This window comes from Micromonospora sp. NPDC049529, from assembly GCF_055586685.1.
In genome coordinates this window covers 397637-414116 of the sequence record NZ_JBVJHT010000006.1, presented here as the reverse complement: position 1 = coordinate 414116, position 16480 = coordinate 397637, and the positions used below count along the sequence as shown (strand labels likewise).

Sequence of the window (16480 nt, the reverse complement as noted above, 5' to 3'; positions counted from 1 at the left end):
GCCGCCCGTACGCGTTGGTGGGGGTTTCCTAGCCGCTGACGGAGTGCTCGACCGGCCGAGGGGGCACCGTGAGACTCTCCGTGGCCCGACGGCCGACGAGGAAGAAGAGCGGGAGCAGCACGGCCACGCCGGCCGACACCGCCAGGGCCGGGTAACCGGCCGTGCCGAGGATCATGCCGGCCCCGATGCTGGAGACCGCCGAGGCGGTCCAGACAATGGCATCGACACCACCCTGGACGTGCAGGCGCTCGGCGGTGGTCAGCGACTGGGTCAGCATGCTGCTGCCGCCGACAAAGGTGAGGTTCCAGCCGTAGCCGAGCAGGAACAGCGCGACGTAGTACGACGTGTCGCCGGCCATCGGCACCAGCGCGGCCACCGTGGACAGCACGATCACGCCGATGCCCAGGAGGATCGTGGCCCGCCCGCCGAACCGGTCGGCGATGTGCCCGGACAGCGGAGCCAGCGCGAACATGCCCAGCAGGTGCACGCTGAGGACCGCGCCGACCGCGCCGAGACCGTGGCCGTGCATCTCCATCTGCAACGGCGTCATCGTCATCACCGCGACCATCGCCACCTGGCCGGCGGTCATCGACACCACCGCGGCCCGGACCACCGGGCGCCGCCAGACCTGGGCGGGGACCGGTCCGGACGCCTCGCCGCCGCGCCGGGTCCGGGTCGCCGGCAGGGTCGACGAGGCCAGGGCGGCGCCGCCCGCGCAGACGAGCGCCAACATGTACGGGCCGGTGAGCGGCGGCAGGCCCAGTCCACCTGCGAACCGGGCCAGGGGTGCGATCAGGTTCGGCCCGATCAGCCCGCCGAGCGTGCCGCCCCAGACGATGAGCCCGACGGCGAACCCCTTGCGGTGGGGCGGGTACAGGTCCGCCGCGCAGTACCGGGAGAGTTGGGCCCCGCCGTTGCCGATGCCGAGCAGCACCATGCCGGCCATCAGCAGGCCGGCCGAGTCGGACACCACCCCGAAGCCCGCGACGACCGCACCGACGACCGCGACCAGGTAGCCGGCGACCAGGGCGATCCGACTGCCGCGCTGGGCCATCACCGCGGCCAGCGTCAGGGTGCCGATGGCGGAACCGATCACCCCGGCCGCGTTGGGTAGGCCGCTCCACAGCGGGCTGAGCAGGTGCGCCCCCATCAGGGTGCTCACCGTGCTGGCGCCGACCATGGAGATGTTGGTGGCGGCCGAGCCGGTGAAGAGGGCGGCCATCGGACGGCGTCGGGCGTCCTGCGCCACGACCGGGGTCGCGGTCACCGCTCCTCCCGCAGGAGAAGGGCCACCGGATACCGCCCCAGCAGGTCGGCGACCGGGGGCGGATCCGTCCCGAACCGTACGCCGCTGATCACGTCGGTCCAGCCACCGCCGCCGCCCGAGGGCAGGGGCAGTACGGTGTCCGACCAACCGTCGGCGGCGAGCCCCAGCGGTAGCCGGGTGGCCACCGCCACCAGCTCCCGTCGCTGCCCACGGGCGAAGCCGACGAGATGGTCGGCCGCCGGGCCCTCCGCGCGGACCGGGGCGTACCCGTCCCACAGCTCGGGCCGGTCGCGCCGCAGCCGCAGCACGCTCGACACGACGAACAGCTTCGCCGCCCCGGTGTCGTCGACGTCGGGGCGCCAGCCGCCGTCGAGCCGGTCGAGCAGGGCACGCCGGGCGGCGAAGTCCACCGGGCGCCGGTTGTCCGGGTCGACCAGGGACCAGTCCCACAGCTCGGTGCCCTGGTAGACGTCGGGCACGCCCGGTCCGGCCAGTTGCAGCAACTTCTGCCCGAGCGAGTTGGACCAGCCCGCCGGCCGGATCCGGTCCACGAACCCGGCGATCTCGGTGGTCAGTTCCGCGTCCGCGCGTACCCGGTCCGGCCAGCTCGTCAGCACGTTCTCCAACTCCGGGTCGGGATCGGTCCAGGTGGTGCGCTGCCGGGCCTCCCGGGCGGCTTTGAGCAGGAACCCGCGCAGCCGTTCGGGCTCGATCGGCCAGGCACCGACGAGCGTCTGCCAGGCGAGTGGTTCCAGCGCCGGATCGCCCAGCGGGCAGCGGGCCGCCCAGCGCCGCACCGCGCCCACAAACTCGTCGGGCAGCTCGCTGAGCACCGCCAGCCGGGCCCGCACGTCCTCGGACCGCTTGGTGTCGTGGGTGGACAGGGTCGTCATCGTACGAGGCCAGGCCGCCTGCCGGTCGGCGTTCGCGGCGTGGAACTCCGCCGGCGGTACGGCGAACCGGTCCAGGTCCCCGCCGACCTCGTTGAGCGCCACCAGCCGGTGGTACCGGTAGAAGGCGGTGTCCTCGACCCCCTTCGCCATCACCGCCCCGGTGGTCTGCTGGATCCGGGTCGCCAGCGCACCGGTCGGCCGGGCGATCATGTCGGCGCCGACGGCGGTCACGATGTCGGCCAGGTCCGGCCGGCGCTCCCGCGCGACGGCGACGGCCTGCTCCAGCGCCCAGCGATGCTCGGGCAGGTACGTCCGGTACACCGGGAACGAGATCAGCAGTTCCACCGCCGCCTCGTGGCACTGCTGCGGCGAGCGGTCGGGCAGCAGCTCGACGACGAGGGCGACGATCCGCCGTACCTCCGCCGCGAGCAGGGTGAGCGCCACCTGGCGGCGGCTCTCCGTGCTGACCTCGGCGGCTGCGACCCTCGGTTCGGCTTCGAACGCCTCCCGGCCGGCCGGGTCGACGAAGACGCCGCAGATCTCGCGCAGCGCGTCGTACCCGGTGGTTCCGTCGACCGGCCACGACGCGGGCAGCGGTTCGCCCACGGCGACCACCTTCTCCACCACGATCCAGGCCTCGGGCGCGGCCCGGCGCAGCCGGCGGAGGTAGCCGCCGGGATCGGTCAGCCCGTCCGGATGGTCGATCCGCAGCCCGGTCACCTCACCGGATCGCACCCAGCTCAGCAGCTCGTCGTGGACCGCCGCGAACACCTGCGGATCCTCGGCCCGCAGGCTCGCCAACGTGTCGATGTTGAAGAAGCGCCGGTACGTCAGCTCGGCCATGCCCCGCCGCCACGACACCAGCCGGTAGTGCTGGCGGGCGTGTACCTCCTGCGGCGTCCCGTGCTCGCTGCCCGGCGCCAGCGGGAAGCGGTGCCCGTGGTACCACAGGGTCGTCGCGTCCGCCTTGAGCTCGGCCAGTGCGGGGCCCACGCCGTCCGCGTCGTCGGCGAGCACCGGGAGCAGCAGCGGGCCGGCCGACCAGTCGATGTCGAAGAACCCGGCGTAGCGCGAGCCGGGGCCGTGCCGCAGCACGTCCCACCACCACGGGTTGGCCGGCGGGTCGCCCACCCCCATGTGGTTGCACACCACGTCCACCACGAAGCCCAGCCCGGCCCGCCGGAGCCGGTCGGCCAGCTCGCGCCGGCCGTCGGCGCCGCCGCGCTCGTCGCAGGTACGGGTTGGGTCCACCAGGTCGTACCCGTGCGTCGAGCCGGGCGACGAGGCGAGCAGTGGCGAGGCGTACAGCGCGCCGACGCCCAACGCGGCCAGGTAGTCGGCGACCGGTGCCGCGTCGGTCAGCCGCAGGTGCGCACCGAACTGCACCCGGTATGTCGATGTCGGAACCGCCATCAGCCCGTGAACCCCCGTGCCCGTCGCTGGGTGGCCGTCCGGTCGCGGCCGTAGATCTCGGTGAGCCGCCGCAGCCGGAATTCGAGACTCGGCGTGAGCGCCCGGGGCTCGTAGCGCCACTGCCAGTTTCCTTCGGCCCGGCCCGGTGTGTTCATCCGCGCCTCGGCGCCCAGTTGCAGCACGTCCTGCAACGGCAGGATGGCCAACTGCGCCACCGACCCGAACACCGCCCGCGCCGCCGACCAGCAGATGCCGTCCGGTACGCCGCCCAGGTACCGCTCGACCCGTTCACGTTCCTCGGCGGTGGCGCGGGCCCACCAGCCGGCGGTGGTGTTGTTGTCGTGCGTACCGGTGTATGCGACGCAGTCGGTCGGGTAGTGGTGCGGCAGGTGCTGGTTCTCGTCGCCGGCGAAGCCGAACTGGAGCAGCCGCATCCCCGCCGCCCCGGCGTCGATCCGCAACTGCTGCACCTGCGCGGAGGCCGGGCCGAGGTCCTCGGCGACCAGCCGCACGTCGGCCAGTTCCTTGCGGATGGCGCGGAACAGGTCGAGGCCCGGCCCGTTCTCCCAGTGGCCTTCGGTGGCGTTTCCCGGTACGGGCACCGCCCAGTAGTTGAGGAAGCCACGGAAGTGGTCGAGCCGCACGATGTCGAACAGGTCCTCCATCCTGCGGATCCGGTCGATCCACCACCGGTAGTCCCGGGCGGCCATCTCGTCCCAGCGGTACAGGGCGTTGCCCCAGACCTGGCCGTCGTGGCTGAACTCGTCCGGCGGGAAGCCCGCCACCGAGGTCGGGTTCCCGGCCGCGTCGAGCTGGAACAGGTACGGGTGGGCCCAGACGTCCGCGCTCTGCGTGCCGACGTACATGGCGACGTCGCCGAGTATCTCCACGCCCAGCTCGTGCGCCTGCGCCCGCAGGGCGGCGTAGTGCGTGCCGAAGAGGTACTGCTCGAACCGGTAGTAGGCGATCTGCTCGGCGGACTCCTGCGCCGAGCGGGCCAGCGCCTCGGGATCGCGGTGGGCGAACTGCTCGGGCCACCGCGTCCAGGCCCAGCCGTACCGGCGCCGCAGGGTCATGTAGTGGGCGTAGTCGTCGAGCCACCAGCCCTGTTCCCGGACGAACCGCTCGCTGTCGGGGGTCGGGGTGAAGTTCGCGAACGCCCGTGCCAGCAGCCGGTCCTTGATCGCGGCGGCGGCCGGGTAGTCCACCGCGTCGCCCGGCAGCTTCGGGATGTCGGCCAGGTCGGAGCGGTCGAGCAGGCCCGCGTCGAGCAGCCGGTCGACGCTGATGAACAGCGGGTTGCCGGCCAGCGTCGCGTACGACTGGTAGGGGCAGCCGTCCGCGTCGACCGGGTTCAGCGGCAGGAGCTGCCAGACGGTCTGTTCGGTGGCGGCGAGGAACTCCAGCCACTCGGTGGCGGCCGGACCGAACTCGCCGATGCCGTACGGTCCCGGCAGGCAACTGGGATGCAGGAGGATGCCGCTGCGTCGGGCGGGACTCATCGGACCTGCTCCCTGCGTCGACCGGCGGGCCGGGCCGGGGGACCGGTCGGCGGCCGGTAGAGCCGCTCGTAGCGCTCGGCGGCCTCGTCCCAGGTGAACCGGGCGCGCATCGCCCGGTCCCGAAGCCGCGCCCAGGTGGGGTCGTCGCGGTACCGGGCGACGCCCTCGCGCAACGCGTCCAGCAGCCCGGTCCGGTCGTCGTCGGCGAAGGAGAAGCCGAGCCCGGTCTGCGCCACCGTCTGCGCCATCCCGCCCACCCGCCGGACCACGGGCACCGACCCGTAGCGCAGCGCTATCAGCGGGGCCAGACCGCAGGGTTCGAACTCGGACGGGGCGAGGAACAGATCCGATCCGGCGTACGCCAGCCGGGCGATCTCCTCACCACTGTCCGGGTGGAATGCCACGTTTGGATGGTATCGAGCCGCCCGTTCGAAGGCCCGTTCGAACCGCTCGCCACGGCCCACCACGACCAACTGGATATCCAGCGCCGCCACCTCGTCGATGGTCTCCAGGAGAAGTTCCACCCCCTTCTGCTTGACCAGCCGTCCGACGAAGGCGACCACCGGCCGCCCCGGCTCCGGGGCCAGCCCGCTGGTCCGCTGCAACTCGGCCCGGCACACCGCCTTGCCCGCCATCGCCCCCACGTCGTAACCGGCCGGCAGGCGGGAGTCGGTGGCCGGGTCGAACTCGTCGTAGTCGACCCCGTTGAGCACACCCTGGTAGTCGTCACCCCGGCCGCGCAGCAGCTCGTCCAGCCCGCATCCGCGCAGCGGCGACAACGTCTCGTCCCGGTACCGGTCGCTGACCGTGGTCACCACGTCGGCGTGCGCGATGCCCTGGGCGAGCAGGTTGCCGGCGCCGTACCCGGTCAGCCCGAGCTCGCTGGCCTTGCTCTGCGGAAACAGCCCCTGGTACGCGAGGTTGTGGATGGTGAGCACCGTTCGGCACCCCGCCCCGAGCGTACGCAGGTGCGCCGGTACGTGTCCGACGTGCCAGTCGTTGCAGTGCACCGCGTCGGGCTGCCAGTCGGCGGTGACCGCCAGCCGGGCCAGGGCACGCGAGAACAGGACGAACGAGGCGAGGTTCTTCTCGACGTACCCCTCCGGACGGTCCCACGGAACCTGCTCGGTCGTGCCCACGGTGTAGTAGCGCACGCCGTCGTACTCACCCTGGTCGGCGACCTCCAGCACGGCTCGCGCGGAGCCGGCGGCGACGGTCACCTCGGCGACCCGCCGGCCCGCCGGCAGACCGGTGTACCTGGGCAGGAAGAGTTCCACCCGGTGTCCGCGCCGGGCCAGGCTCTTCGGCAGCGCCTGGGCCACATCACCCAGGCCACCGACCTTGACCAGCGGATACACCTCCGAGGTGGCGAAGTGCACGCGCAGTGGACCGTCGGCGTTCCTCGCGTCGTACGACCCGGCGCTGCTCGCCCGGTCCGGCGCCCCGCCACTCATGTCGCTCCTTCCCGGTCGACCGTCATCGCGGCACCGGCACCGGCACCGGCACCGGCACCGGCCAGCGTCACCACCGGCCGGCCCGACAGGTCCAGCACGATGTCGCGTTCGCCCGCGCGGCAGCCCACGGCGGTCAGTTCGGCAACGGTCCAGGTCGCCCCGCTGGCCAGCAGGCGCGGCTCGTCGCCGACACCGACGCAGACGGCACCCGCCCGTACCGCCGCCGTCACCCCGCTCGGCGCGTCCTCGAACACCAGGCACCGCGCCGGGTCGTACCCGAGCCGGTCCGCTCCCAGCAGGTAGCAGTCGGGGGCCGGTTTGCCGTGGGCGACCTCGCCCCAGGTGACGAGGACGGTGAAGGCCGCCCGCAGGCCCAGCGCGTCGAGCACCCGCTCGGCGCGGGCCGTGGACGCGCCCGTCACCAGGCCGAGCGGGACGCGGGCGGCGTGGAGCCGGGCGACCAACTCGCCCGCCCCGGCCACCGGGGCGAACGCCAGGTCGGGCTCGGCGGCACGGACGGCGGCCAGTACGCGTTCGCGCCCGGCACCGTCCAGTTGCGGGAAGAGTGCCGTCACGGTGTGCTCGGGTGCGCAGCCCAGCACGTGGCGATCGATGTCGCCGTCGCTGAGCTGCCGCCCCCGTCGCGCCGCGAGGTCGCGCCAGAGTGCCACGATCGCGGCGTGGGTATCGATCAGTACCCCGTCCAGGTCGAACAGAACACCTTCGAGACGCCGCGTGCTCACCCGCCCGCTACCGCGGGCAGGATGAGGATGGAGTCGCCGTCGGACACCCTGGTGTCCAGCAGGTCGGCGCCCCGGACGTCCACCTCGTTGACGTAGATGTTGACGAACCGTCGTAGCGTGCCGTCGTCGCCGACCACGCGCGAGCGGATGCCGCGGTGGCGCTTGTCGAGGTCGAGGAGGACCTCGCCGACGGTCTCGCCGACCGCGACGACCTTCTTGGACCCGTTGGTGTGGGAGAGGAACACGGTCGGGATCACCACCTGGATCCCCATCACCGACCCACCCCGCACCGGCACTCGGTCGACGCCTCGGTGGGGATCTCGTCGCCGGGCATGCTGCCACTCAGGTAGGCCAGCCGGCCGGCGTCCACGGCGGAGCGCATCGCGGCGGCCATCAGCAGCGGCTGCTTCGCCTCGACGAGCGCGGTGTTGACGAGCACCGCCGCCGCACCCATCTCCATGGCGAGCGTGACGTGGCGGGCCGTGCCGAGGCCGCCCTCCACCACGACGGGAATGCCGACACCGTCGATGATCCGGCGGATCTGCCACGGGTCGGGGATGCCCCGCCCGGACGCGACCGGGGCGGCCATGACGCGCAGCGCGGAGCAGCCGAGCGATTCCAGCGCCAGGGCGTCCTGCTCGTCCGGAAGGATGAACGGCAGCACGCTGAACCCGTCCTCGCGCAGTACGGCCGCGATCTCGACGGTGGTCTTGTTGTCCGGTCGGTTGTTGTCGTCCCGGACGTCGAGCTTGAGTACGTCGATGCCGTAGGAGTCCCGCAGGATGTGGGCGGTGCGCAGCGCGCTCTGTCCCGACCGGGCGAAGGACGTGGTGCCGATCCACAGGTAGCGTTCCACCGGCAGTTCGTCGACCAGGTCCGACAGCAGCAGGCTGGGCCGGTTGTTGTCGGGGTCCACGGTGGTGATGAAGATCTGCGAGCCGGTCACCTCCAACACCTGGCGTACCACGCTCGGCGACGTGTACTGCTCGATGCCGACGAGGAGCCGGGAGGTCAGTTTGTAACCTCCCAGGGTCAGCCAGTGTTCCTGGACGTCGATGTCCTCCGCCGTCACGGACATGTAACCGCCTTCTCGTCGAGTCGTTAACGTTTGGCACGGGCTGTTAACGAGATTCTTGACGGCAAGTCCGAGCGAAACTTCTTCCAGATTGCTCACTTGAGCCGAGCAGTCGGGCCCGTGGAGTGCGAATTGTTCGGCATCGGGATTCTGAGCTGGGGTTATGTGGATCCATTTGTAAGAGTTCGATTGTGATCATTGATTTCGAATTTCCAGACTCTGTCATCTGTCTGCCGGACAGTTGATCGAAATGGTGGTTCCGGCATGATCCGATTCGTGTTGATCACGGTGTCGGGTGTCGGTCGGCGGTTGTCGCGAGCGGTCGGCGTAAGGTTTCCGACACATGACGGACGTAACATTCGTCGTTCACCGGCACTCGGTAGTCGTTCGACCGGGTGAGTATGGATTAATCGTTCGCCGGACCAGTTCGCGCGGGGTTTCCCTGGCGACGAATCCGCGATTTCGACGTCGCCGAACGCCGTAACCGGGGCCGAGAACTCAGCACTTCGGTAACGGCTTCCCCGGCGCCCGAGCCGCTACCCGGTCACCGATGACGCGGCCGGAGAAGCGGTGCCCCGGCGACCGGGTGCTACGCGTCGCGGCGGTGGAGCGTGACGACCGCGAACACGAGGGCGGCGACTGTCCACACTGTCGCGGCGGCGGCACCACGGGACGGGTCGACGACGGCGGTGTCCGGCAGGTAGGCGCCGACGGCATCGGACCGGCTGCGCAGGAGCGGGCCCATGACGAAGTAGAGGACGAGGAGCAGCACCACGGCGGCCTCCGCGCGACGGACGACACCGGCCACCGCGGCCGCGAACAGAGTGGTGAGCGTCAGGCACACGGTCGCGGCCGGCGCCCGACCGACCTCACCGGCCGGCAGGGCGCAGGTGGCGGCGGTGACGGCGGCCACCGGCAGCGTCACCGCGACCAGGGTGAGGGCCTTCGCCGCCTGCAACGGCAGGCGGCGGGGGGTGGCGAGCAGGGTGGTCCGGATCTGGCCGCCCGCCTGGTACTCGGACCCGGCCGCGAGCACGCCGAACACCAGGAACCCCGCCTGCGCGTAGCCGAGCGGAGCCAGGGCGGCGTCGGCGGCGAGCGCTTCACCGCGCGACCCGGCGGAGAGATACGCGTACGTCAGCAGCAGGTTGGCGGCCCAGGTGAGCAGTACGGTCAGGCGCAGCGACGGCAGGGTCAGCAGCTTGCGCAGCTCCGCGCGGGTGGTGTTCACGCGTCCCGCCGCCGGAACAGCACGGCACCGACCGTCAGCAGTGCGACCACCCAGGCGGTCATCACCAGGCCGGCGGTCACCGGGGCGATCTCGACCGGGAAGTCCGCGCCCCGGACGAACATCTGCGCGCCGACGATGTCGGGCAGGTAGGCGGCGACATCGGTGACCTTCGTCAGCAGGTACGACACGGAGACGACGGTGCTGTTGATGATCAGCAGCGTCAGCGGCACGATGCCGTTGCGGGTGATGAGCGTGATCGCGTACGCCAGTAGGGCGGTCAGCGTCCAGTAGAGGATCGCGGCGGCGACCCGGGCCGGGGCGGGTGCCGGCACGTGCGCGCCGTGCAGCAGCTGGGTGAGGGTGAGCGTCACGGTCGCGGTGACCGTCGCCTGGGCCGCCACGACCAGCACCAGCGCGGTGGTCTTCGCGGCGAGCAGACGTGACCGGTGGGGGATCGCGGTGAGCGTCGCGGTGAGTTGGCGGGCGCCCGGCGCGTCCGGGCCGGTGGAGGTGTACTCGCTGCTGAGCGCGACCACGCCGAGGAACATCGGGCCGATCAGGCCGATACCCAGGTCGCGCAGGCCCAGGTCGGAGACGTCGGCCAGGGTGCCGGCGGCGATCGCGCGGCGGGTGTACGGGGCGTTGAGCAGCACGATCACGGGTGCCACCAGCGTGCCCAGCACCAGGCCGACCCAGGCGGTGGGCAGGCCGAGCAGCTTACGGAGCTCGGCGCGGACCAGGTTCACCACGGGCCACCCGCCTCGGTGGCGGTCAGCGCGAGGAAGGCGTCCTCCAGCGTACGGTGACCGCCGACGACCTCGGCGAGCCCGCCGTGGACCACGACCCGGCCCCTGTCGATCACGATGACGTCGTCGACGGTCTCGGCCAGTTCCCCCATCAGGTGGCTGGAGAGCAGGACGGTCCGGCCCAACGCGGCGCTGTCCCGCAGGAACTCGCGCATCCAGCGGATCCCGGCTGGGTCGAGCCCGTTGACCGGTTCGTCCAGGACCAGCACCTCCGGGTCGCCGAGCAGTGCGGTGGCGAGCCCGAGCCGGCGGCTCATGCCGAGCGAGAATCGACCGGCACGTTTGCCCGCGTCGCCGGTCAGGCCCACCATTTCGAGGACCTCGTCGACGCGGGAGTCCGGCAGGCCGTTGCTCGCCGCCACCCAGCGCAGGTGGGCGCGGGCCGTACGGGCCCGGTGCGCACCACTGCCGTCGAGCAGCGCACCCACCGTCGTGAGCGGGCGGTCCAGCTTCCGGTACGGGCGCCCGCAGATCAACGCCGTCCCGCCGCCCGGGCGGTCCAGGCCGAGCAGGATGCGCAGGGTCGACGTCTTGCCGGCTCCGTTCGGCCCGAGGAAACCGGTGACCCGACCGGGGTGGGCCTCGAAGGAGACGTCGTACAGGATCTGTTTCCGGTTCTTGATCTTGCTGACGCGATCGATCGTGATCATAGGTCGAGTCAACCGGTGTTCCCGACCCCGCGCATCGGACCGTTCTCGGATCATGGCGGCCGGGTCGGTCCACGGACCGTCAGACCCTGGTCGGAGAACTACAGTCGGCACGGTGAACGCCCCATCGCGCCCGCTCGGGCGGTCCAGGGCCGTGCCGGTGGTCGCCGTGGTGATCAGCGTGCTGGTGATGGCCATGTGTACGGTCGGCACGACGGGCCCGCTCGCGACCGTACTGCCGCCGCTGATCGTCGGCGCCGCGGTCGCGGCCGCCGTGTGGGCGGTGCGGCGGTCCCGCGCCGACCGGACCGCGTACGAGTCACGGCTGACCGCCCGGGCCGCATCCGAGGCGGTGCTCGCCGAGCGGCTGCGGATCGCCCGCGACCTGCACGACATCGTCTCGCACGGCCTGGGTCTGATCACGGTCCGCGCGGCGTCGACCCGGCACCTGTCCAAGCCCGTCGAGGTGGAGTCGGCGCTGACCGATATCGAGGACGCGAGCCGGCACGCCACCGCCGAACTGCGCCGCATGCTCGCGGTCCTGCGCGAGCCGTCGGCCGCCGGTCGCCGTACGCCGGTCGACAACCTCGACGACCTGCCCGCCATCGTGCACGGCGCGTCGCTCGCGGGGCTTCGGACCCGGTTGACGGTCGAGCCGATCGGCCCGGTGTCGCAGGGTGTGCAGGTCGCCGCCGCCAAGATCGTGCGCGAGGCGCTCAGTAACGCGGCACGGCACGCGGGACCGACGGACGTACGGGTGCGGGTGCACCGGGACGGCGCGTACGTGGTGGTCACGGTGGCGGACGCCGGTCCGTCGGTCGACGGGTGGCGGGCGTCGCCGGGCGCCGGACACGGACTGGCGGGGCTGCGGGAGCGGGTCGGCAGCCTCGGCGGCACGCTCTCGGCGGAGCACGTCGACTCAGGCTTCCGGCTCACCGCACGGATCCCGGACGAGACGTCGTGACCGCCGTACGCGTGCTGCTGGTGGACGACCAGCCGCTGCTCCGACAGAGCCTCGCGATGATCATCGACAACGAGCCGGACCTGATGGTCGTCGGCGAGGCCGGCGACGGTGCGTACGCGGTGACCTGCGCCCGCGCCACCCGCCCCGACGTCATCCTGATGGACGTACGAATGCCGCACCTCGACGGCCTCCAGGCGACCCGCCGCATCTGCGCGGACCCGGCCCTGTCCACCGCCCGTGTCCTGGTCCTGAGCATGTTCGAGCTCGACGAGTACGTCTACGAGGCGCTGCACGCGGGCGCGTCCGGCTTCCTGCTCAAGGACGCCCGCCCGGAGGAACTGATCGAGGCGATCCGTCGTACCCACCGAGGCGAGTCGCTGTTCGCGCCGTCGATCCTGACCCGTCTCGTCGCGCACTACGTCGCCGCACCCCGCCCGGACCGGCCGACACCGGCACTCGGGCGGCTGACCGGCCGCGAGGTCGAGGTGCTGACGCTGATCGGCGGCGGTCTGTCGAACGACGAGATCGCCACCGCCCTGGCGATCTCGGTGAAGACGGTGAAGACGCACATCACCCACCTGATAGCGAAGCTGGCCGCACGCGACCGGGCGCAACTGGTGATCGCGGCATTCGACGCCGGGCTGGTACGCCCACGCCCCTGAGACCCGGCGTGACGACCGGGTGGGAGTGCTCCGGTCCGGAAATCGAGATGCTCCGGCCCGAACGGATCGACAGGATGGAGGCGTGCGCGGACAGTGACCTGGGCCGCGATGCGCCGTCACGGCGAGACGCCGGGCAGCCGGCGCGTGGTCGGGCCCTCCGTGCCGTCGGAAAGGAGACGATCAGGGTGCCCCTGATGCGAGTCCAGTTGCCGAGTGATCGGGCGACCGCCCGGCGTGTGCTGGACCTGCACCGTGCCGGGAAGGTTCACAGGGAGTCCCGGGACGCTGCCCGCGAGGAGGTGTGGCGGCATGGCCGTACGCCCGCTGGCGAGCCGATCTTCGTGGGAGTGACCAACGGCGAACCGGTGCGGCTCCTCTACGACGTGGAGGTCTACCTCGACACGACCTCGTGACGAGCGTGGTCAACGAGACGAACTGTGCCACCTCGCGCATTTCGAGCCCTGCGTAGAGGCGACGTGGCACCGGATAGCCATCGTCGCCACGGGGACCGACGATCGCCTGGGTGGCACCGAGATCGCGAGCCATCCGCATGATCTCGCTACACAGCGCCCGCACCAGGCCGCGCTGCCCGTGGTTCCGGGTCGGTCCCGACCGGCTCGAAGAGTACGCACCCGGCTTTCTGCCTGGCTGCGTGCGCGGATATGTGACCTCGGCTGGTGTTACCCCTCAGCCCGGCGGCAGCGCCAGGCCGTCGAGCATCGCCGCCGGCCCGCCGCCGAAGGAGGTCAGCCGGCGCCGCAGTGGCATCGGCAGGCGCGGCAGCAGCCGCATGGCCTGCGCCGCGATCCAGACCTGCGCCGGCGACCGGGGAACGATCGCGTCGAGCAGCGCCGGACCGACCCGGAGCCCGTCGCGAACCGGCTGCGCCAGCGTCGCCTGGTAGCGAGCCAACGCCCCCGGGATGTCCTCGCCGGCCCCCAACTCGGCGGCGAGCACGTACGCCCCGGCGACCGCCAGGCTGGTCCCGCCGCCGACCGCCGGTCCGGGCCCGTAGCCCGCATCACCGACCAGCGTCACCCTCCCGCGCGACCACGAGTCCATCCGGATCTGCGAGATGTCGTCGAGGTAGAGGTCGTCGGCCCTTTCGAGGTGATCCAGAACCGCCGCGACCCGCGAACCGAGCGCGTCCCCGATCAATTTCCGGGCGACGGTTGCCCGTGCCGCCGGGTCGTGACGCTCGTAGACGATCTCGTCCGGCGTCCGTACCAGGAAGAGCGCCCGCGACTGGCCCGGCGTCAGCGTCGGGTACACGGTCCCGGCCCGGTCCGGCGCGGTGAAGGCGGCGATCGTCGGCCCGGTGCCGAGTACGTCCGGCAGCGTGTAGACCACCAGGTAGGCGCCGAGGAATCGGCGGTAGTTCCGCTCCGGGCCGAAGACCAGGCGGCGCACCGCCGAGTGCAGGCCGTCCGCCCCCACGACCAGGTCGGCGGCGATCGTACTGCCGTCGGAGAGCAGCGCGGTGGTGCCGTCGAGCCCCTCGATGACCGTGCCGAACCGGTAGTCGACGTCGTCGCGGGTGGACTCGTGGAGTATCCCGGCCAGGGCGCCGCGCATGATCTCGACGTGCCGGCCGGAGATGCCGGTGGCCAGGTCGGCCACGGCGACGGTGATCGGCGCGCGCCCGTCCCGCAGGAGCGTGACCGTGTCGTTGCGGGTGCGGGCGTCGCGGACGCGCGGCAGCAGGCCCATCCGCTCGATGACCTCGACCGCCGGGCCGAAGAGGTCCACCGCGTGTCCGCCGTCGCCCACCCTCGGTCGCGGCGTACGTTCCACGACCGTCACCCGCCAGCCGTTACGGCACAGCCAGTAGGCCAGCACCGGCCCCGCGACACTGGCCCCCGATATGAGCGCATGCATGGTCCGTCCTCTCGCGACGAAGGTTTACCTACCGGTAAGTAAACGTGACCAGTCAGATCGACATCAATGCCTGCCTGTCGATAAGTAGAATTCGGCCGTGCCCCGAGCGAGATCCACCGAGACCGCCGATCGCATTCGCGGCGCGGCACTGGACCTGATCGCGCTCAAGGGCGTACACCAGGTCAGCCTCCGGGAGATCGCCGAGCGGGTCGGCGTCACGAAGCCGGCGCTCTACTACCACTTCGCGTCCCGGGAAGACCTGGTCCGCAGCCTGGTACAGCCGCTCATCGACGACACGGAGGCCGCGCTCGCCTCGATCGCGCCCGGCGCCGAGCCGCGTGAGGTGCTCGGTGTCTACTTCGACGTCGTCTACCGGCACCGGGACATCACCATGATGATCATGCGCGACCCGAGCATCCTCGCGATGGTCGACCTGGCCGTGGCGGTGGGGCGGTGGCGGCAGACGCTGGTGACGATGCTGGTCGGCCCCGAGCCGTCGCTGGCCCGGCTGGCTCGGGCCCAGTTGGCCATCGGAGGGCTCGGCGACTGCACGATCGTCCTGCCCGAGGTGCCACCACGGGCGCTGCGTGAGGTCGTACTCGACGCGGCCTGTGACGCCCTGGCCTGAACCCTGCGGTCTGAGAGGTTGCAGAGTTGGCGGCACGCGTTTCGTAGCCGACCTGCTTGCGGCGAGGTGCGAACGCCGTCGCGGCGTCGATGTGCACGAAAACCTGTCCCATGTATCGCCGACGTGCCGGTCCCTTCTCGGCGGTAACCTGTCGGGCTGACGCCGGGATCGGCGGCGAAGTTTGGAGGCCGGATGGTTCACGAAGCGACGAGCCGCGCAGTCTGGGAGGCGGACCGGACGATCGCCCGGCTGTGCGCCACGAGCTATGTGCAACAGGTGTTTCCCGAAGCGGTCCGCCTCTGGGGCACGGACGGCGATCCGACCGAGCCCGACGAGCTCGACGCGGTGTGGCGGATGCCGGGAGACCACGGCGAGCGGCTGCTCGCGGTCACCGCGCTGGCCGGCGAGTACGAGCTGCCGCGACGGCGTCTCCCGTACGGGACGACGGTGGTCGGCGGCACCCGCGACTATCTCCGCTACGCCGTCGACCGGCTCCGTGAGCATGGGCGGAACGACCTCGCCGGGGCGATCGAACAGGAGATGTACGCCGACCGCCTGTGGTATTTCGAACTTGCCGCCGTGGTGACCGTGGTGAACGGGGAGCACCGGGTGGAGGACGTCCGTGCCCGGCAGTACGACATCAGCGACGCCAGCCTGCTGCGCGCCCTGCTGACGGCGATTCGGGCCGGCGACCGCGACGCGATCGAGAAGCTACGCCAGCCGTTCGGAGAAGACCTGCTCAAGGCTCTGGTCGACGCGTACCCCTCGCTGGACACCTGGCCGCAACGAGCCCACCTGGTGCGGGCAGTCTCCGGCCGCCACGGTCCGGTGGTCACACCGGTGATGGCAGCCATCCTCGACATCCCGGACGACGCAGGCGGATCGGGCGACCCCGACGTGGCACGGGAGGTCCGGGCCATCGCGCTGAACGTGCTGGAGGCCGGCGGCTCCGTCGAGCGGTTCATGCGCTACTACGAGGACGACGAGGCCGCCGCCGCCGCGATTGCCCGGTATCGGGCCGGATAGCCGCCACGCTCCCGCGCCACGCACCATCAGGGCCGCTACTCCGCTCGTCGGCCCGCTGGCCACCGTCGGCATCGGACCCTCAGGCGCCCCTCGGCTGCTCGTCGAGGTCGGCGACATTCCTGGTGACCGGCGCGCTCTCCCGAGCGCGCCGGTCAGCCCCTGGCGGCCGGCACCGGATCGGCCTGCGGTCCGCTCGGGCTGGCCGCCGGCTGGGTAGGGCTGGCCGCCGCGCAGGGTGTGGTACGGGCGACCGTCAGGTCGGCCAGTTCGCTGTCGATGCGGGTGAGCTCG

The 16480-nt window shown here is 71.8% G+C and carries 16 protein-coding genes; 5 read left to right on the top strand and 11 right to left on the bottom strand.

The window, feature by feature from the left end; translation table 11 throughout:
* Positions 1–28 precede the first annotated feature (28 nt).
* The 10 genes from ACZ6QQ_RS13335 to ACZ6QQ_RS13290 all read right to left on the bottom strand — a co-directional run bounded on the left by ACZ6QQ_RS13335 (position 29) and on the right by ACZ6QQ_RS13290 (position 11034).
* Positions 29–1267: an MFS transporter gene (locus tag ACZ6QQ_RS13335; RefSeq protein ID WP_465876250.1), complete on the bottom strand. Its 1239-nt coding sequence runs from the start codon at positions 1265–1267 to the stop codon at positions 29–31.
* A complete protein-coding gene (gene treY / locus ACZ6QQ_RS13330) occupies positions 1264–3573 on the bottom strand; it encodes a malto-oligosyltrehalose synthase (protein WP_465876249.1) in 2310 nt (769 codons plus the stop codon). The genes ACZ6QQ_RS13335 and treY overlap by 4 nt, the downstream gene beginning before the upstream one ends.
* Entirely contained in the window at positions 3573–5075 is a 1503-nt protein-coding gene (gene malQ / locus ACZ6QQ_RS13325; protein ID WP_465876247.1) for a 4-alpha-glucanotransferase, read from the bottom strand. The genes treY and malQ overlap by 1 nt, the downstream gene beginning before the upstream one ends.
* On the bottom strand, positions 5072–6529 hold the full coding sequence (locus ACZ6QQ_RS13320) for a glycogen synthase (protein ID WP_465876246.1): 1458 nt from the start codon (positions 6527–6529) through the stop codon (positions 5072–5074). The genes malQ and ACZ6QQ_RS13320 overlap by 4 nt, the downstream gene beginning before the upstream one ends.
* On the bottom strand, positions 6526–7272 hold the full coding sequence (locus tag ACZ6QQ_RS13315; RefSeq protein ID WP_465876244.1) for an HAD family hydrolase: 747 nt from the start codon (positions 7270–7272) through the stop codon (positions 6526–6528). Before ACZ6QQ_RS13315 ends, ACZ6QQ_RS13320 begins: the two co-directional genes overlap by 4 nt.
* A complete protein-coding gene (locus ACZ6QQ_RS13310) occupies positions 7269–7544 on the bottom strand; it encodes a MoaD/ThiS family protein (RefSeq protein WP_465876297.1) in 276 nt (91 codons plus the stop codon). Before ACZ6QQ_RS13310 ends, ACZ6QQ_RS13315 begins: the two co-directional genes overlap by 4 nt.
* On the bottom strand, positions 7544–8350 hold the full coding sequence (locus tag ACZ6QQ_RS13305) for a thiamine biosynthesis protein ThiG (RefSeq protein ID WP_465876243.1): 807 nt from the start codon (positions 8348–8350) through the stop codon (positions 7544–7546). The genes ACZ6QQ_RS13310 and ACZ6QQ_RS13305 overlap by 1 nt, the downstream gene beginning before the upstream one ends.
* 586 nt (positions 8351–8936) lie before the next feature.
* Entirely contained in the window at positions 8937–9578 is a 642-nt protein-coding gene (locus tag ACZ6QQ_RS13300) for a hypothetical protein (protein WP_465876242.1), read from the bottom strand.
* Positions 9575–10324: a hypothetical protein gene (locus tag ACZ6QQ_RS13295; RefSeq protein WP_465876241.1), complete on the bottom strand. Its 750-nt coding sequence runs from the start codon at positions 10322–10324 to the stop codon at positions 9575–9577. The genes ACZ6QQ_RS13300 and ACZ6QQ_RS13295 overlap by 4 nt, the downstream gene beginning before the upstream one ends.
* The gene (locus ACZ6QQ_RS13290) at positions 10321–11034 is read right to left on the bottom strand and encodes an ABC transporter ATP-binding protein (RefSeq protein ID WP_465876239.1); all 714 of its coding nucleotides are present in this window, start codon (positions 11032–11034) and stop codon (positions 10321–10323) included. Before ACZ6QQ_RS13290 ends, ACZ6QQ_RS13295 begins: the two co-directional genes overlap by 4 nt.
* 112 nt (positions 11035–11146) lie before the next feature.
* Here ACZ6QQ_RS13290 and ACZ6QQ_RS13285 point away from each other — a divergent pair, with 112 nt between their 5' ends.
* The 3 genes from ACZ6QQ_RS13285 to ACZ6QQ_RS13275 all read left to right on the top strand — a co-directional run bounded on the left by ACZ6QQ_RS13285 (position 11147) and on the right by ACZ6QQ_RS13275 (position 13070).
* The gene (locus tag ACZ6QQ_RS13285) at positions 11147–11995 is read left to right on the top strand and encodes a sensor histidine kinase (protein WP_465876238.1); all 849 of its coding nucleotides are present in this window, start codon (positions 11147–11149) and stop codon (positions 11993–11995) included.
* Entirely contained in the window at positions 11992–12657 is a 666-nt protein-coding gene (locus tag ACZ6QQ_RS13280) for a response regulator (RefSeq protein WP_465876236.1), read from the top strand. Before ACZ6QQ_RS13285 ends, ACZ6QQ_RS13280 begins: the two co-directional genes overlap by 4 nt.
* 194 nt (positions 12658–12851) lie before the next feature.
* A complete protein-coding gene (locus ACZ6QQ_RS13275) occupies positions 12852–13070 on the top strand; it encodes a hypothetical protein (protein WP_465876235.1) in 219 nt (72 codons plus the stop codon).
* Positions 13071–13344: 274 nt separating this feature from the next.
* Here the strand turns inward: ACZ6QQ_RS13275 and ACZ6QQ_RS13270 are convergent, their stop codons facing one another.
* On the bottom strand, positions 13345–14535 hold the full coding sequence (locus tag ACZ6QQ_RS13270) for an FAD-dependent monooxygenase (protein ID WP_465876234.1): 1191 nt from the start codon (positions 14533–14535) through the stop codon (positions 13345–13347).
* 97 nt (positions 14536–14632) lie between these two features.
* Here ACZ6QQ_RS13270 and ACZ6QQ_RS13265 point away from each other — a divergent pair, with 97 nt between their 5' ends.
* Positions 14633–15163 (top strand): TetR/AcrR family transcriptional regulator, encoded by a 531-nt coding sequence (locus ACZ6QQ_RS13265; RefSeq protein ID WP_465876233.1) that lies wholly within the window; start codon positions 14633–14635, stop codon positions 15161–15163.
* A 192-nt stretch (positions 15164–15355) separates the two neighbouring features.
* Positions 15356–16189, top strand: a complete 834-nt coding sequence (locus ACZ6QQ_RS13260; protein ID WP_465876232.1) for a hypothetical protein — start codon at positions 15356–15358, stop codon at positions 16187–16189.
* Positions 16190–16480: the final 291 nt, after the last annotated feature.

Excerpts from the sequence above, each read along its gene's own strand:
- ACZ6QQ_RS13290 (WP_465876239.1), bottom strand. The coding sequence starts at position 11,034 with ATGATCACGATCGATCGCGTCAGCAAGATCAAGAACCGGAAACAGATC.
- ACZ6QQ_RS13305 (WP_465876243.1), bottom strand. The coding sequence starts at position 8,350 with ATGTCCGTGACGGCGGAGGACATCGACGTCCAGGAACACTGGCTGACC.
- malQ (WP_465876247.1), bottom strand. The coding sequence starts at position 5,075 with ATGAGTCCCGCCCGACGCAGCGGCATCCTCCTGCATCCCAGTTGCCTG.
- treY (WP_465876249.1), bottom strand. The coding sequence starts at position 3,573 with ATGGCGGTTCCGACATCGACATACCGGGTGCAGTTCGGTGCGCACCTG.
- ACZ6QQ_RS13320 (WP_465876246.1), bottom strand. The coding sequence starts at position 6,529 with ATGAGTGGCGGGGCGCCGGACCGGGCGAGCAGCGCCGGGTCGTACGAC.
- ACZ6QQ_RS13310 (WP_465876297.1), bottom strand. The coding sequence starts at position 7,544 with ATGGGGATCCAGGTGGTGATCCCGACCGTGTTCCTCTCCCACACCAAC.
- ACZ6QQ_RS13270 (WP_465876234.1), bottom strand. The coding sequence starts at position 14,535 with ATGCATGCGCTCATATCGGGGGCCAGTGTCGCGGGGCCGGTGCTGGCC.
- ACZ6QQ_RS13260 (WP_465876232.1), top strand. The coding sequence starts at position 15,356 with ATGGTTCACGAAGCGACGAGCCGCGCAGTCTGGGAGGCGGACCGGACG.
- ACZ6QQ_RS13275 (WP_465876235.1), top strand. The coding sequence starts at position 12,852 with ATGCGAGTCCAGTTGCCGAGTGATCGGGCGACCGCCCGGCGTGTGCTG.